Here is a 15,930-nt window from a genome sequence, read left to right as displayed (position 1 = left end):
GGCTGGGCCTATCCGGCCTTGCGGCGCGGCGGTGCTTTCGCAGCCGCTGTTTTGGTCGGCTTGCTCGCGGTCTTTTTGGTGGCCTTCTTGGCCGCCTTCTTGGTTGCGGTTTTCTTGGCAGGCGCTGCCGGCGCACTGCTTTTCTTGGCCGGCGTGCGTGTATTGGCTTGCAGGCTCTTCTGCAGCAGCGACATGAAATCGACCACGTTCGTGGTGGCGTCTTCGTGCTGCGGCGGCTCGATGTCCACGGTGGTGGTACCGCCCTTTTCCTGGATGCGCTTGCGTAGCAGCTGCTCCAGCTTGCCGCGGAATTCGTCGTGGTAATCCTCCGGCTGCCAGGTGCCGGACATCGACTCGATCAGCTGTTTGGCCATCTCCTGTTCCTTGGGCGTGATGCGGTACTCGCCCACCGCGCCGGCTGGCAGCTTGAAGTCCTGCGGGTCAACCACTTCCTGCTGGTAGCGCAGCAGCAGCAGGATCAGCGCATCGCCCTGCGGCATCACCGCGGCCAGGTACTCGCGGGTACGGATGACCACTTTTGCGATGCCCACCTTGCCGGTGTCGCGTAGCGTTTCGCGCAGCAACACATAGCCTTTTTCGGCTTTCTTGCCGGGCACCAGGATGTAGGGCTTTTCGAAATAGCGCGGGTCGATGTCGGCGGCGTCGACAAAGGTCTCCACCTCTACCGTTTCATGGCTTTCCGGCGAGGCCGAGCGGATGTCCTGCTCCTCGACGATGACATAGCTGCCCTTGTCGTACTCGAACGCCTTGACGATCTCCTTCCACGGCACCTCGTCGCCGGTGTCGGCATTGACGCGCTCGAAGCGGATCGGCTTCTTGTCACGCGAGTCGAGCATGCGGAAATGCAGATCCACCTTGCGCTCGCCCGACATCAGCGACACCGGCACATTGAGCAAGCCGAACGAGAGGGTTCCGGTCCAGATCGGTCGTGCCATCGGCGTGTGACTCCGGGTGCTGTTGGGGTAGCACATAGCTGTACCGCTGGCGCCGTGATCCATGCGTGAGCCATCCGCATGGCGCGACTGCATGCTCTTCACCCTGCGCGCGGTGAACTGCGCATCCATCTGGAATCTCAGGAGAACGCCATGTCCCGCGACCCACTACGCGAGCAACCCACCCACCCAGGCGAACAGCACGGCAAGCGCGATGCCGAACATTACGAAGACCGCGGTGCAGGCGATGCGCCAGACAAGCTGATTCCGGCCGATGACGACACCCCGGCCAAGACGCCGGGCACAGCTCCGTCGGCCGCGACAGACCGCTGAAACTGCAACAACGCGCAGGCGTGCCAGCCGCGCTGATCAGCCCTACGCCCGACCTGCCTCCTGCAGGCGGGCGAACTCGTCATCGGCAAACAGACGCGAGCGCACCAGAAAGCGCACGCCCTCGCCGTTTTCCAGCGAGAACATGCCGCCGCGCCCCGGCACCACATCGATGATCAATTGGGTGTGCTTCCAGTACTCGAACTGCGAGGCGCTGATATAGAACGGCGCACCGCCGATCTCGCCCAGCAGCACATCGCGGTCGCCGACGATGAAGTCGCCCACCGGAAAGCACATCGGCGAAGACCCATCGCAGCAGCCGCCGGATTGATGGAACAGCAACTCGCCATGCCGCGCGCGCAGCGTGTCGATCAACTGCAACGCCGCCAAGGTGGCCATGACCTGCAGCGGCATCTCCGATTGCGTGGTGGATTGCGTGGTGTGCTGCATCGTCGGCCTCCTGCAGCCGCATCAGGCCGCCCTGTCAGGCACGATACGCCTCTCACGCTGCTGCGCGCATGCGTTCTCCGCGGAGTGTCACGCGGCCGTGCTGCAAAGTGCAGCCCGACCTACGCGGCTGCGCCGATTGGACAACTGTCGTGCCGGGGACCTGCTGTCCGATGCGGCATGCTGCGGCGCTGCTTGAAGCGCCGCCTCATCAGAGGTTGCGGGCCTAGATCTTGATGAAGTTGTGCGTAGACAATGCACCGAACGGCAACGAGGCAAGCCGGCCGCCAACCTCCAGCGAGCCCAGATCCGCCGCGAAGAAGCCGGCAGCCTCGATGATCTTGCGAACCTCGGCCTTGGCGTCTGCGTCATCGCCCGAATAGAACAGCACACGCTTGCCGCCGGCAACCTCTGGCTCTGGCAGCACGTTGACGTCGAGATGGTTGAATGCCTTGACCACGCGTGCACCCGGAACGAACTGGCTCAACACTTCGCTGGAATGCTTGTCACCCAGATCGACCGCCTTGATGCCGTAGGCGGCAAGCGGACTGCTGGGGTCCTTCGCATCTTCCGAATTCGGGTCCAGGAATTCGACCGGATTGGTGCCGTCGACCACGATGCGGCCGTTCCATGCCGGCAAGCTACCCAGGACGCTCTCGATATCGCTCCAGCGGATCGCCGCGAAGACGATATCGGCACTCGCCGCTTCCGCCGTGGTACCCGCCGTGATCGACGGGCCCAGTTCCTGCACCAGCGCTGCCAGCGAGTCGGGGCCGCGGCGATTGGAAATGGTGGCCGAAATTCCGTGCTTGGCGAGCGCACGTGCAATGTTGGAGCCGAGGGCGCCGGAACCGATGATACCGATACTCATGATGTTCTCCTGATAAGACGTTGGGGTTGAAAGCAAAGGGCCGGCGGCGCCACATGGGCCGATCGGGTGTTGAGGCATCGAACGTACAAACAGCTCATTAATATACTTGTGTCATTTACTCTATTACATTTATTGGGAAAACTTCACCACACCAGCGGGATCGAAAACTTTCCAAGCCGCGCCACCTCTGCTGCGACCGACGCAATACTGGTTTTTGCCAGCTCCGCTTCAAGTGCTTTGCGTGCCCGCGCCAGCGGCGGGCCAAGCGCTTCGAGGATATTTCCGCCGACTGCGCAGTTCTCGCAAGGTGGCGTTCGATGCGTAGGGAACAACTCGGTATCCTCGACGGCCTGATAGACGTCCAGCAGCCGTATCGTCTTCGCCTGCCTGGCAAGCAGGGCGCCGCCGCCCGCCCCGAGCTGCGAGCGGGTCAGGCCAGCCTCGGCCAGACGCGACAACAACGAGCGCACCACGACTGGCCCGGTATTGGCCGAGTAGGCCAGATCTTCGGAGCGCAGCGGTTTGCCATCGCTGACGGCCAGTGCCGTCAGGATGTGGACCGCAACGACGAAGCGGGTGCTGGTGGGCATGTCGGCCTGCTTGTGAATGTGTGTAACCAACATTACAGCACACTTACTGGGCTGTCAACACGTTGGTGCGCCGCGTGCTTGCGCACTGCTTGAGCCGATCGATCATCCAACGGCCCGCAGGCCCGGGGGGTGCGGCATTGCGGTAGATCGCCACATTGGCAACTGCGCTCCACCAAGCGGCAGGCCCTGCACTGCAAGTTCGACCAGGCGCCCCTCGGCGAGGTCCTTGTCCACCGTCGAGAAACTTTCCTCTTCGGCTGCAGCGACAAATATTCGCAACTGATCCAGCGACAAACCATCAAACATACATCCCATGTGGTACATCAGTTAATCCGATGGATACCATCTGAAATAACAGGCTACTCCTGTCCATGAAATTCTGTAATCTTCGCCACACTTTCCAGACCGCCTAGAAACGTGCATGGCATTGGCGTTTTTCCATCTACTCAACGCGATGAGCAATAGCCGCGCTGTTTATCCCTACTACGATTGCAAGCAGCGAGGCTATCTTTTCGCTATTTCACATTGAGTACGCCGTGCCATGAGACCAACTGCAGCGCCCGGTGATCGATCACACAACTCCGAGGATTTCAACGAATGAGTAACACCTTGAACGTAGTTGATCTGTTGCGCCGCAGCCTGGACACCTTCCTGGCGAAGGACATGAAAGGCTGGGCGGACCTATGTGCCGATGATGTCGTTGCCGAGTTCCCCTTCGCACCGGAAGGTTCGCCGCGACGCCTCGAGGGCCGCACCGCACTCTATGAATATCTTCGCAATTATCCGGACGTCATCGATGTGCGCGAACTGCCGACCATGCGGATCTATGCGACCGACGATCCCAACGTGGCGATCGCCGAGTGGAGTGCGTCTGGCCGCGTCCTGTCCAACGGCAATCCTTACGAGATGAGCTACGCCACCTTTGCCACATTCAAAGATGGCCTGATGGTGCGTTACCGCGAGTACTGGAATCCGCAGGCGTTCATGGCGGCCATGAGCGGTGCCCAGTTCTAAGCCAACCAGGAGGCTATTGCAGTGTCGAAGCAATACAAGACAAGGTGTGCCTGATTACCGGCAGTAGCGGCAGCATCGGGTGCGGCCCTGCGGTTTGCGCGTGAGGGTGCGCTGGGGGTCGGCTGCGGCGCGGAGGCAGATAGTGCACAGAAAACTGTCGATCTTGGCGCCATGGCCGATTGTCACCGGCTCGTGGCCTTTGCAATTGCCGAATATGGACAAATCGATGTGCTGTTCAACAATGCCGCGGTCTGGTGAGTTGATGGTGCGGCAAGCGCAACCTGGGTCACGCTTGCCATGACAACACTCAGAAAAACCCAAGCGCTTTTGGCGAATAGCTCACCAGCAGATTCTTGGTCTGCTGATAATGGTCGAGCATCATCTTGTGATTCTCGCGGCCGATGCCCGACTGCTTGTAACCGCCGAACGCGGCATGCGCCGGATAGGCGTGGTAGCAATTGGTCCACACGCGCCCGGCCTGGATCGCGCGGCCCATGCGGTACAGGCGTGAGGCATCGCGACTCCACACACCGGCACCCAGGCCGTAGAGCGTGTCGTTGGCGATCGCCAGCGCCTCGGCCTCGTCCTTGAAGGTGGTCACCGACACCACCGGGCCGAAGATCTCTTCCTGGAACACGCGCATCTTGTTGTGGCCCTTGAACACGGTCGGCTTGACGTAGAAGCCATCGGCCAACTCGCCATCGAGCGTGTTGCGTTCGCCACCGATCAGCACTTCGGCGCCTTCCTGTCTGCCGATATCGATGTAGGCCAGAATCTTTTCCAGCTGCTCGCTGGAAGCCTGCGCGCCGACCATGGTGTTGGGATCGAGTGGGTTGCCTTGCTTGATCGCGGCCACGCGTGCAAGCGCTTTTTCCATGAACTTGTCGTAGATCGATTCCTGGATCAGCGCACGCGATGGGCAGGTACACACCTCGCCCTGATTGAAGGCGAACAGCACGAAGCCCTCCACCGCCTTGTCGAGAAAATCGTCGTCTTCGGCCATCACATCGGCGAAGAAGATGTTCGGCGATTTGCCGCCCAGCTCCAGCGTCACCGGAATCAGGTTCTGGCTGGCGTACTGCATGATCAGCCGGCCGGTAGTGGTTTCGCCGGTGAAGGCGATCTTGGCAATGCGCGGATTGCTGGCCAGCGGCTTGCCCGCTTCCAGACCGAAGCCATTGACCACATTGAGCACACCAGGCGGCAGCAGATCGTCGATCACTTCCATCAACACCAGGATCGATGCCGGGGTCTGCTCGGCCGGCTTCATCACCACGCAGTTGCCGGCGGCCAGTGCCGGTGCCAGTTTCCAGCAGGCCATCAGCAACGGAAAATTCCACGGAATGATCTGCCCGACCACGCCCAACGGTTCGTGGAAGTGATAGGCGATGGTGTCGCTGTCGATCTCGGAAATGCCGCCTTCCTGCGCGCGAATGGCGCCGGCGAAATAGCGGAAGTGATCCACGCACAACGGCACATCGGCGTTGAGCGTTTCGCGCACCGGCTTGCCGTTGTCCCAGGTCTCGGCATAGGCGAGCAGTTCCAGATTCTGCTCGATGCGGTCGGCGATCTTGAGCAACACGTTGGCGCGGTCGGTGGTGGAGGTCTTGCCCCAGGCGTCCTTGGCCGCATGCGCCGCATCCAGCGCCGCTTCGATGTCCAGCGCGTTGGAGCGCGCGATCGAGGTGAACACCTTGCCGCTGATCGGCGTGGTGTTGTCGAAGTACTGGCCGCTCGCCGGCGCCACCCACGCACCGCCGATAAAGTTGTCGTAGCGCGGTTTGAAAATCGAGGTCGGGTCGGTATTCAACGGCTTGGTGGAGGGAAGCGCATTCATCATGGTCTCCTGCTGCGATGGTCCGATGCGAACGTGTATACCCGCGCAAGTGCTAGCGCAATGTCAGTGCAACGCCTGTTGCGCTGCGTCATCGCAGAACCGTGAATCACAAGAGTTTTTCAGCCGAATCACGCTGCAACGCGTCATCGCAGATCCTAGATGAATGCTTTGCACAGATGGGATGTCAGGTGGCGTCGTCGCCTGCAACGTCCATTGTGTTGCCTGTTCAAAGGTCGGCAACCGACTTGGCAGTGCCGATCACCGTGCAAGTATCGCCAAACATGGCGATAGCAGGCTGATGTCGCCGTGATGGGCCGGCATAGGGCAAGCTAGGCGAAAAACCTCCAGGACCTTTGACGGGCGCCATCGATATGACTTCAATTGACCGCAACGCCCATGGTCATGATGGGGTGGCTTTCGACGGCACGCTTGCCTCGAAAGCCGGCTGCTTCATCGCCGGTACGTCTGTATGGACGGAAGCGGGCAAGGTCGCCATCGAGTCGATCAAGCCCGGCGACAAGGTGCTATCGCGACCGGAAGAAGGCGGTTAGTTGGCCTATCGCTCTGTGCTCAGAACGATAAAGCACCCCAATCAGCTGATTGTCGTGATTGCCTATGTCGACGCCAACCGCCCGGAATTTACGACCCCCACCTTCGTGACAGGCAATCATCCCTTCTGGGTGGAAGGCCGTGGATGGGTCGCCGCTGGCGCAATACGACCCGGTTACGACTTGCACGGTAGCGATGGCCGTAAGCTGCGCGTCATCAATGTGTCGCCGGTCTATCGCAGCAGAACTGAAGGTGTCGGTTGGTGCCAGCTAGCCCCCAGTTATCGCAAGCTTGGCCTTGACATCGACTTTAGCGGCCCATCGTGGCGTCTGGCCAAGTCAAAGGCTTATCGATCGACCAAAAAATTCGTCGACGGGCCATTGCTGGGCGTGGATGTCTACGGCCTTGAAATTGAGGAGTTCCACACTTACTACGTCGGGCCAGCCGGCGTCTGGTTACATCACGCCAACTGCGCCTGATACGGTGGCGATAGGCCTGATGGATCTCAGGCCGGGGAGCACGCGTGGTGGATGCCGACACCGAGCATCGGTTGCGCCGCTCTGACGGTGAACGGCGTCATTGGTTGGCTGCTCTTGGCCGCCTCCGAGTCACGGCTCCTGGCGGCGCGATGGTTCACCCGTGGTCTATGGCACTCTGGCATCAGCCTTCAACCAGCCGTGACGGGTCTTGTCCTCAGATGAGATAGGTGAGTTGCGTCCATCGCGTCTCGGCATAGGGGTCTGTGCATGGTTTGGGTATGCTGTTGTCCGCATGCAGCCGCGCATTATCTGCCGGCCATGCCTATTGAACAGAGGCGCTCTTTTCTTGGCACAGAGTACGAAACCTTATTGGGTCATCATCGCCTTGGTCGCTGCGACTCCCATCGTGCTCGGCGTCATCGTCGATAAGCAACGCGCACGCAAGGCCGAAGATGCCCGCACCGCGATGCGGAGCATCTTGGAGTGTCCAAGTACACGACAGGAAGCCTGGCAGATCCCTGGGCTTGAGCATGTCGTGTCGATCGCTTACCAACTGGATAGGCTGACTGCCATTGATACCGAAGGGAAACTATGGTCGTACTTCGCCTTTCCCACGGCCGATTGTATTGGCGCGCCCGAACACATTTATCCAGGGCGAAGCGCCGGTGGCGAAAACCCTGGCGCCCCCCGAATGGGGCACATCACATCGTCACTGAGAGAGGGCATCGGCCTCACCGATGACGGCCGTCTGGTCAATTGGGGCGTCCCCGCTGTGAGTGCTGCAAGTCAGCTGAGCGGCCGGCCGGACATTCACACCCGAGAGGCCTCGAATGTCCGTTCAAATATTGTCGACGCGTCCAAGAGCAGGGAACATTTGCTTGCCGTTGATCGTCAGGGCGATGTCTGGAGCGAGGGCTGGGACGATTGTGGTCAACTGGGCCGGCCCGGCCTGTGGGATGGCAGGTCGGATTCTCCGTATGGTCGTGTTCCGGATCTGGCAAACATCAAGGCAGTGGCTACCGGCATGCGTTACAGCTTGGCGCTGGATAAGGCCGGCACGGTCTGGGGTTGGGGAAGCCTATCGAACTCGAACACCTTGGCTGGAGGCATTTATCACCCTGGATCGAAAGCGCCCCTGTGTCGACCTAACGGGAAAGGGGCGCTCGACGTCGATGAGGCGCCACACCCGACTCCGGAGAAAATTCCCGGACTGCCAGCAATCACATCCATCAGCATATTGAATGGGTTTGCGCTCGCTCTTTCCCGCGATGGACACGTATGGGCCTGGGGCAATAACGAATGCGGCGTGACCGGCCGCGAACCACCTCCGGGGGGAGTCAGCCCCTTCCAGGCCAAACCATATCGCGTCGAAGGTCTCCCACGCATCGTCGCCATCAGTGCCGGCGTGCGTCATGCCTTATTCCTTGACGCAGACGGTGGCGTGTGGGCAACAGGAAACGACGACGCTCACCAGCTCGGCTCATTACCGCCGTTGACCAACGCCATCTCACGCTGCGCATCAAGTAGGGATTCTGCGGGTACAGAACCTTATTCCGCCATTCCTCTCAAGGTGCCGGGACTTCCACCCGCCATTGCGATCGCTGCGGGTCGCGATCGCAGCGCCGCCGTGGATCGCGATGGGCATGTGTGGATCTGGGGCCGGTTTCCGTAGCAGCCATCGCCAAATCGATATAGAGCTATCGCTATCGTTTCCGCACTGCGCATCGATGTAAACCGGCAGCGATACCGACTATCACCGGCATCGGCAGGTCGAGCGGGCCCATGGTTTGCCAAAAGCTCTACGGTTTCGCAGCCAGCGATCAACATCGATGACCGCTGCTGATATTTCGCATTGAGGCCACCGCGCCTCACAGAGATCGCTACGTCGCACGCGGTGGCAAGCCTCCGCGATGGCCTGCACGTGTATTGGCACTCGACCTTTGATGGTCCCTTGCGCTTTACGTGGATTCCCTGGGGCCATCCGCCTTGGAGGCCATTGGCTCCTCCGGCGCCAGTTGGCAGTCGGTCACCGTTTGTAGCCGGTAAGAGCGCAGCTGCCATGCAGCGCTGGCGCCGGACTGTTCCCAGGCGTAGACCCAGCGATAGCGTTTGCCTGTATTACAGGCGTCGATGCTGATCTCGTCGCGCGGCCTGCCACGTACCGGCAGCGGTGCTGCATTGCTTGCGGTATCGGCGCGCGTATTCAATGGACGATCGAAGATGGCGGTGCTGATGCGTACGGTGCCCAGCGCGGCGGCATCGGCCGGCGGCGGTGAACGCCTGGGCTGCGTAGTCAGCCGGGATTGCTGCTGCAACCAGGCGTGTATCTGTGCGATGGCCGGCGTGCCAGCGGGGTAGTCGCGCACGATGCGAATGTCCACGTGGTCAGCCCATGCTGCGTTGCAGACCAGCAGGCCGGCCACCATCGCCGACACAATCAACGTTTGCTTCCAGGCTGTCATCGTCGCGCTCCATGCAGTGAATGAATGACCAACGCTATCACGCACCTTGGGAGAGACGACAGCCTTCTTCGCATGGCGCGACGCGGCTTCAAACCGCCGTCGTAGATCCTGCGGCGCGCCATGCATGCACCGCCGCAAGCACGCGGTTGCCATGCAGCGCGCTGCAATCACGCACGGCATAGGCGTGTGGTTTGACTTGTACCTGCGCCGCCAGCCGCGCGCAGGCGGCATGCGCGTCTACCAGCACATCAGCGCTCGGTCGCGCTCAACGGCAACAGGAGCGAGAAGCCGGTGGCCGAGATTGTGCAGTTGATGTCCAGCCAGTAGCGGTTGTCCTCGTGCAGGAGAAACCAGTCTGCGGGGGCGTGATCGATGACGAGCATGGTGTGGCCTGGCGTTTTGCTGGAGATGCATCTGCGCGCTGCTGTGGCGGCCGCGTGGCGGTAAGTGTTGTCGGGACAGCTTCGTCGCGCCCGGGTGCGCTCCTACGGGGCAGCGGCGCGTTGTTGGACGCGCGCCGCCTGCGGGTAGCTCAGCCTCCGAAATCCCACTGCAGCCCCACCGTATAGGTGCGGTCCGGACCCGGCTCGTAATAGCGCCCATTGCCGTCGTTGACGATGACCGAGCCCACGTATTGCCGATCCAGCACGTTGTCGATGCGGGCGAAGGTGCGCAGCGCGCCGACACTCGTAGTCCAGCGCCTGGAGGCTTCCAGATTGACCAGCGCATAGCCCGGTGCGCGTTCGGTAGCCAGGTCGTTGACCACGGTGGCGTCGGAGGCCACCGTTTCGGCGGCGAACTGCCATTGCATCGGCTGCCATTGCCAGCGTGCGAACAACTGCTGACGCGGCACACCCGGCAGGCGCGCGCCGCTGGCCACTGGCGCGGTGGGTGTGGCGCAGCCGCTGCTGGCGCAGGTGAGATAGCCATCGCGCACGGTGGCATCGACGAAGGTATAGGCCAGCTGCACTTGTTGAGTGTCACCCACCGGTTGATTCCAGCTCACCTCAGCGCCCTGGCGCCGGGTGGCGCCGATGTTGCGATAGGTGCTGCGGCCATTGGTGTTGCTGGCCACCGCCAGTTCGTCGTCGGTGTCGGCGCGGAACAGCGCGAATTCCACCGCGGCACCGCTTTGCGCGCGCCACTTGCTGCCGACTTCATAGTTGCGGCTTGTCGCCGCGCCCAGATCCAGCGCCAGGCCGGCGCCGCCATCGTTGCGATAGCCCAACTCGTTGAAGGTGGGCGTTTCGAAACCGCGCCCGACCGAAGCGTAAAAGCGTAGGTCGTCGGCGGCACGGAACACGATGCCGGCCACCGGCGTGGTCGCCGAATAATCGCGCTGTCCGCTGTCGTCGGGATTGCGGCCGACGATGTAATGGTCGTCGGAGTCGAAGCGCACCTCGCTATGCCGCACGCCGAGCAGTGCCGACCAGCGATCGCTCCACTGCCACCACAGCTGCGCGAACTGGTCCACGTTCTCGACCTGATCGCGCTGATTGCGGCGCAGTGCGCCTTTGACGCCGAGCGTGTCGCCGACGAAGTTTTCGTAACCGGTGCGGTGCTGACGCTGGCGATCGACATTGGCGCCCACGGTCAGCTGCAGCGGCCGGCCCAACGCGTCGCCCTGCCAGGCCCAACGTGCATCTGCACCTTCGTAATTGCTGTCAAGATCGATCACCCCGCCCGAATGCAGCGGGTTGCGCTGCACCGCCACCGGGATCGCCAGATACTGCTCCACGCTGCGCTGCCCGCCGTAGGCCATCAAGCGCAGCGTCTGGCTGTCGAACTGCTGGGTGAAGATCGCCCCGGCCTGCGATTGGCGCACCGATTTGCGGGTGTTGAACTGGGTGGCCACCGCCGTGGCCTGCGCCGGGTCGGCGTTGAACTGCGCGCGGGTCAGGCCGAGCGGGTCCTGCGCGTCGGGTGCGTCCAGATAGTTGAGCACCAGGTCCAGCCGGCGGCCCTCGGCCAGATCGAAGCCGAGCTTGGCGTTGACCGAGTCGCGCTTGGCGCGGCTATGGTCGCGAAAGCCGTCGGTTTCGAAGTGATTGGCGGCCAGGTTGTAGTGCACCGCGCCCTGCTGGCCGAGCAGTTGCGCGCCCACGTTGACGGTGGCATTGCTGCCATAGGTGGCACGCAGCCGCCACGGGTCGCCCGGCTTGCCGTCGGCGCTCCACAGCTGCAGCACCCCGCCCGAAGAGTTGCCGTACAGCGCCGAGAACGGCCCGCGCAGCACTTCCACCCGCTCGGCGCCCAGCACGTTGAAGTGCGAGAGCTGGCCCTGGCCATCGGGCATGCTGGCCGGGATGCCGTCGACCAGCAGGCGCACGCCGCGCACGCCGAAGGTGGAGCGCGCGCCGAAGCCGCGGATCGAGAGCTGGGTGTCTTGCGCGTAGTTCTGGCGGTCGCGCGCCACCAGGCCGGGGATGCCGTCGAGCAGCTCGGACACCTGCGCGCCGCGGCGGTTGTCGTCGTCGGCCGACACCACGGTGAACGAGGCCGGCAGGTCGAAGTCGTCCACCCCGTGCACGCGCGCGGCGTCCACCTGCACGGTGGGCAAGCGCTGGATCGGTGTAGACGACGGCGCCGTGTCGGCGGCCAGGGCGAGCGGCGCGGCGCTCGTGGCGAACAGGCCGCACGCGGCGGCCAACAAGGTGAGTCTGGGCATGGGCGTAGTGTCCCTCATCCGTACTGCGGGCGCATTGTTGCGTACGGAACGAAGCATGCTACGCCCGCCATGGGCTGCTACGATGAAGTGGTTTGGCCCAGCCGCGGTCAAGCACCCGGAAGTCCCTCACTCTTTCGTCCTTCAGCGAGTCATGCCGTGTCCTTCTTTGCAAACGTGGAACAGGTTCCAGGCGACCCCATCCTGGGCCTGACCGAGGCGTATAACGCCGATAGCCGCCCCAATAAGGTCAACCTGGGTGTGGGCATCTATTACGACGAAAACGGGCGCATCCCGCTGTTGCGCGCCGTGCACAAGATCGAGCAGCAGCTCGCGCTGGACGCCAAACCGCGCGGCTATCTTCCGATCGACGGCCTGGCCGCTTACGACAAGGCCACCCAGGAGCTGCTGTTCGGCGCCGAGTCGGCGCTGGTGGCCTCCGGCCGCGTGGCGACCTCGCAGACCGTTGGCGGCAGCGGCGCGTTGCGCGTGGGCGCGGACCTGCTCAAGAAGCTGCTGCCCACCTCCACCATCGCCATCAGCAACCCGAGCTGGGAAAACCACCGCGCGGTGTTCGGCGCGGCCGGCTTCGAGGTTGTCGACTACACCTATTTCGACGCCGCCAGCCACGGCCTGAATTTCGACGGCATGCTGGCCGATCTGGCCAAGCTCGAACCGGGCACGGTGGTGCTGCTGCACGCCTGCTGCCACAACCCGACCGGCGCCGACCTGACCAAGGAGCAGTGGAAGCAGGTCGCCGGCGTGTTGAAGGAGCGCAACCTGTTCCCGTTCGTCGACATCGCCTACCAGGGCTTCGACAAGGGCATCGAGGCCGATGCGTACGCGGTGCGCCTGCTGGCCGCCGAAGGCATCGACAGCTACGTGGTCGCCAGCTCGTATTCCAAGTCGTTCTCGCTGTATGGCGAGCGCGTGGGTGCGTTGTCGGTGGTCTCGGCTACCGCCGCCGAAGCCAAGGCCGTGCAGTCGCAGGTCAAGCGCATCATCCGCACCATCTACTCCAGCCCGTCCACGCACGGCGCCGCCCTCGTCGCTGGCGTGCTGACCAGCCCGGAGCTGCGCGATCTGTGGGAGCAGGAACTCACCGAAATGCGCGAGCGCATCCACGCCCTGCGCGCGGGCCTGGTCGCCAAGCTGGCCACGCTGGGCGCGCCGGAGTTCGACTTCATCCAGCGCCAGGCCGGCATGTTCTCGTACTCGGGCCTGACCAGGACCCAGGTCGACCGCCTGCGCGACGAGTTCGCGATCTACGCCGTCGGCACCGGCCGCATCTGCGTGGCCGCATTGAGCCAGCGCAACCTGGAATACGTGGCACAAGCGGTGGCCACCGTCAGCCGCATGTGATTGCAGCGGTTGGGTGAAACGCACAAACCGGGAGCGCGCGAGCCTCCCGGTTTTTTTGTGCTTGTTCGCCGCCCTTGCCGCCGCGCATAGGCGCTCAAACTGCAGTGGTACCTGCCGGTAGCCCATGTCGTCGGCAACACATTCGCGCACGTTCGATCAGGTTTGCTGCAAAACGCGCATCAAGTGATCGAAATCTAACGGCGCAATGGCGACAATGGGCGACCACTTCCTACACAGGCTGTCCCTTCCCATGTCGCGTCCCTCGCTGACCCGCTTCCTGATCGAAGAGCAACACGCCGGCCGTATCGATGCGGAATTGCGCCAGCTGATCACCATCGTCTCGCGCGCCTGCAAGCGCATTTCCATCGCCGTGAGCAAGGGCGCCCTGGGCGGCGTGCTTGGCGATGCCGGCACCGGCAACGTGCAGGGCGAGGCGCAGAAAAAGCTCGACGTACTGAGCAACGACATCCTGCTCGAAGCCAACGCCTGGGGTGGCCATCTGGCCGCGTGCGCGTCCGAAGAGATGGATCACAGCCAGCCGGTGCCCGACCAGTACCCCAGCGGCGACTTCCTGCTGTTGTTCGACCCGCTCGATGGCAGCTCCAACATCGACGTCAACGTCTCGGTGGGCACCATCTTCTCGGTGCTGCGCGCTCCTGAGGGCACCGACAAGCCCGGCGACGAACACTTTCTGCAGCCGGGCACCAAGCAAGTGGCTGCCGGCTACTGCATCTACGGCCCCAGCACCATGCTGGTGCTCACGCTCGGCCACGGCACCCACGCCTTCACCCTGGAGCGCGAGGAAGGCAGCTTCCTGCTGACCCAGGCCAACATGCGCGTGCCCGAGGACACCGCCGAATACGCCATCAACATGTCCAACCAGCGCCACTGGGAACCGGCCATGCAGACCTACGTGGGCGATCTGCTCGCCGGCAAGGACGGCACGCGCGGCAAGGACTTCAACATGCGCTGGATCGCCAGCATGGTCGCCGACGTGCACCGCATCCTCACCCGCGGCGGCATCTTCATCTACCCCTGGGACAAGAAGGACGCATCCAAGCCGGGCAAGCTGCGCCTGATGTACGAAGCCAACCCGATGAGCATGCTGGTGGAACAGGCCGGCGGCGCAGCCACCACGGGACGCGAGCGCATTCTGGATATTCAACCCACGCAACTGCATCAGCGCGTGCCGGTGTTTTTGGGCTCGAAGAATGAAGTGGTTGAGGCGACGCGGTATCACCTGGATGCGGATAAGGCGCAGGGCTGAGGTTTTGGTTTAGCGACCAGCAATGCCGATTTACTCAAGACACCCGCCGAGTGCGGGTGTCTTTTTATGGAACGCATGCTGATTGCGCCGCTGGCGATGCGCTGGGACGCGAGACCCGCGCCAACGGCCACATCGTGCCGTCAGTTGACTCACCACCGGGCAGCGGGGAGTATCGCCCTCGGGCCGGAGTGGGACGGTCTACGGGAAGTCGATCTCTATGCGCAATGCCTTGCAAGCAGTCGCTTGACTGTCCGCAGGGATCACATATCGATAAGGGAATTCTCATGAAGACCGCATGCGTTGCACTGGTGGCTGCCGTCATGTTGCAAGCCACACCCGCCTTCTCCGCATCAACCGCGCCATCGCCACTGGTCGGAACCTGGCTGCTGGATACCAGCAGCCTCCCGATGCCAGCAGCGGTACGACCCAAACGTGTCGTCCTGGAGTTCAAACAGGTTCCAGGCAACAAATGGGCAACCGACGCCGAGATCATCGAACACGACAACAACAAGCTGCAGGCACAATCCACGCTGTTGCTGGACGGCACGCCGGGTAAGGCATCCGGCACTTACTTGGTAGATCGTGCTGCAGTCAAAATGCCTGCGCCGGATGTGCTGGTCATGCAGCTGATGTACCAGGGCGTCCCCGCGTCCACCCGCACCTACACGGTCAGCGCCGACGGCAAGGTCATGACCGAGATTGAAGCGTACTTCAAGGACGGCAACCCGGTAATGCGCACCGCGTATTTCAAACGCGCGGCAAGTCAGTCTAAGTGAACACTGGCGAGCGAGCGCCTGTCAGTGACTGCAGTGGTTTTGTCGGCCGTCTCTTGGTGGATGCAGTCAGAAGTCCAGATCAAACACTGAGTGGGTCGAATGCGCGGTGCCCTCACCGCTCGCGGGACACGCCGTGAACCCGTCCCTGGGGGCTCGGTGGCGGCATCCATGCCGCCACACGGTCCCGCAAGCAGTGAGGACACCGCACCAGACAGTTTTAGGTTGCTTGTTCAAAAGCATGCACACCGACCATCTTGACTGGTCTTTGCCCGCCCACCGTCGCGGGACCTTACGCGGCATGGATGCCGCGTAAGAGCCTACACGGACG

16 protein-coding genes and 1 pseudogene are annotated in these 15,930 nt (G+C 62.6%); 8 read left to right on the top strand and 9 right to left on the bottom strand.

Features of this window, described 5'->3' with window-relative positions:
* Positions 1-8 precede the first annotated feature (8 nt).
* A complete protein-coding gene (ku, locus tag FFY45_RS16890; RefSeq protein ID WP_176341301.1) occupies positions 9-956 on the bottom strand; it encodes a non-homologous end joining protein Ku in 948 nt (315 codons plus the stop codon).
* 150 nt (positions 957-1,106) lie between these two features.
* Between ku and FFY45_RS16885 the strand changes: the two genes are divergently transcribed.
* Positions 1,107-1,286, top strand: coding sequence for a hypothetical protein (locus tag FFY45_RS16885; RefSeq protein ID WP_176341300.1), 180 nt, complete (start codon positions 1,107-1,109; stop codon positions 1,284-1,286).
* A gap of 42 nt (positions 1,287-1,328) precedes the next feature.
* Here the strand turns inward: FFY45_RS16885 and FFY45_RS16880 are convergent, their stop codons facing one another.
* The 4 genes from FFY45_RS16880 to FFY45_RS16865 all read right to left on the bottom strand — a co-directional run bounded on the left by FFY45_RS16880 (position 1,329) and on the right by FFY45_RS16865 (position 3,515).
* A complete protein-coding gene (locus tag FFY45_RS16880; protein ID WP_176341299.1) occupies positions 1,329-1,733 on the bottom strand; it encodes a DUF779 domain-containing protein in 405 nt (134 codons plus the stop codon).
* Positions 1,734-1,956: 223 nt separating this feature from the next.
* Positions 1,957-2,601, bottom strand: a complete 645-nt coding sequence (locus FFY45_RS16875; RefSeq protein WP_176341298.1) for an NADPH-dependent F420 reductase — start codon at positions 2,599-2,601, stop codon at positions 1,957-1,959.
* A gap of 143 nt (positions 2,602-2,744) precedes the next feature.
* The gene (locus tag FFY45_RS16870) at positions 2,745-3,191 is read right to left on the bottom strand and encodes an Rrf2 family transcriptional regulator (protein ID WP_168959197.1); all 447 of its coding nucleotides are present in this window, start codon (positions 3,189-3,191) and stop codon (positions 2,745-2,747) included.
* A gap of 102 nt (positions 3,192-3,293) precedes the next feature.
* Complete coding sequence (locus FFY45_RS16865) at positions 3,294-3,515, bottom strand: hypothetical protein (protein ID WP_176341297.1); 222 nt, start codon at positions 3,513-3,515, stop codon at positions 3,294-3,296.
* Positions 3,516-3,788: 273 nt separating this feature from the next.
* On the opposite strand from FFY45_RS16865, the gene FFY45_RS16860 reads away from it, so the two are divergent.
* Complete coding sequence (locus tag FFY45_RS16860; protein WP_176341296.1) at positions 3,789-4,205, top strand: nuclear transport factor 2 family protein; 417 nt, start codon at positions 3,789-3,791, stop codon at positions 4,203-4,205.
* A gap of 307 nt (positions 4,206-4,512) precedes the next feature.
* On the opposite strand, the gene adh is transcribed toward FFY45_RS16860, so the two are convergent.
* Entirely contained in the window at positions 4,513-6,042 is a 1,530-nt protein-coding gene (adh, locus tag FFY45_RS16855) for an aldehyde dehydrogenase (RefSeq protein ID WP_176341295.1), read from the bottom strand.
* A gap of 371 nt (positions 6,043-6,413) precedes the next feature.
* Here adh and FFY45_RS16850 point away from each other — a divergent pair, with 371 nt between their 5' ends.
* The 3 genes from FFY45_RS16850 to FFY45_RS16840 all read left to right on the top strand — a co-directional run bounded on the left by FFY45_RS16850 (position 6,414) and on the right by FFY45_RS16840 (position 8,742).
* The gene (locus FFY45_RS16850; protein ID WP_176341294.1) at positions 6,414-6,593 is read left to right on the top strand and encodes a Hint domain-containing protein; all 180 of its coding nucleotides are present in this window, start codon (positions 6,414-6,416) and stop codon (positions 6,591-6,593) included.
* The gene (locus FFY45_RS16845) at positions 6,594-7,070 is read left to right on the top strand and encodes a hypothetical protein (RefSeq protein ID WP_176341293.1); all 477 of its coding nucleotides are present in this window, start codon (positions 6,594-6,596) and stop codon (positions 7,068-7,070) included.
* Positions 7,071-7,416: 346 nt separating this feature from the next.
* Positions 7,417-8,742 (top strand): RCC1 domain-containing protein, encoded by a 1,326-nt coding sequence (locus FFY45_RS16840; RefSeq protein WP_176341292.1) that lies wholly within the window; start codon positions 7,417-7,419, stop codon positions 8,740-8,742.
* Between the two features lie 286 nt (positions 8,743-9,028).
* On the opposite strand, the gene FFY45_RS16835 is transcribed toward FFY45_RS16840, so the two are convergent.
* From FFY45_RS16835 to FFY45_RS16825, 3 genes and pseudogenes are all read right to left on the bottom strand, one after another.
* The gene (locus tag FFY45_RS16835; RefSeq protein ID WP_255172014.1) at positions 9,029-9,658 is read right to left on the bottom strand and encodes a hypothetical protein; all 630 of its coding nucleotides are present in this window, start codon (positions 9,656-9,658) and stop codon (positions 9,029-9,031) included.
* Positions 9,621-9,915 (bottom strand): annotated as a pseudogene (locus FFY45_RS16830) (hypothetical protein). Before FFY45_RS16830 ends, FFY45_RS16835 begins: the two are co-directional and overlap by 38 nt.
* Positions 9,916-10,064: 149 nt before the next feature.
* Entirely contained in the window at positions 10,065-12,200 is a 2,136-nt protein-coding gene (locus FFY45_RS16825; protein ID WP_176341290.1) for a TonB-dependent receptor family protein, read from the bottom strand.
* A 156-nt stretch (positions 12,201-12,356) separates the two neighbouring features.
* Between FFY45_RS16825 and FFY45_RS16820 the strand changes: the two genes are divergently transcribed.
* The 3 genes from FFY45_RS16820 (at position 12,357) to FFY45_RS16810 (ending at position 15,602) form a co-directional block, all read left to right on the top strand.
* Positions 12,357-13,559, top strand: coding sequence for an aromatic amino acid transaminase (locus FFY45_RS16820; RefSeq protein ID WP_176341289.1), 1,203 nt, complete (start codon positions 12,357-12,359; stop codon positions 13,557-13,559).
* A gap of 250 nt (positions 13,560-13,809) precedes the next feature.
* Entirely contained in the window at positions 13,810-14,826 is a 1,017-nt protein-coding gene (locus FFY45_RS16815) for a class 1 fructose-bisphosphatase (RefSeq protein ID WP_176341288.1), read from the top strand.
* 308 nt (positions 14,827-15,134) lie between these two features.
* On the top strand, positions 15,135-15,602 hold the full coding sequence (locus tag FFY45_RS16810; protein WP_176341360.1) for a LuxR family transcriptional regulator: 468 nt from the start codon (positions 15,135-15,137) through the stop codon (positions 15,600-15,602).
* Positions 15,603-15,930: the final 328 nt, after the last annotated feature.

This window comes from Xanthomonas hortorum (genome assembly GCF_011305375.1).
Lineage (GTDB): Bacteria > Pseudomonadota > Gammaproteobacteria > Xanthomonadales > Xanthomonadaceae > Xanthomonas > Xanthomonas hortorum_E.
This window is presented reverse-complemented; position numbering and strand designations above follow the sequence as displayed.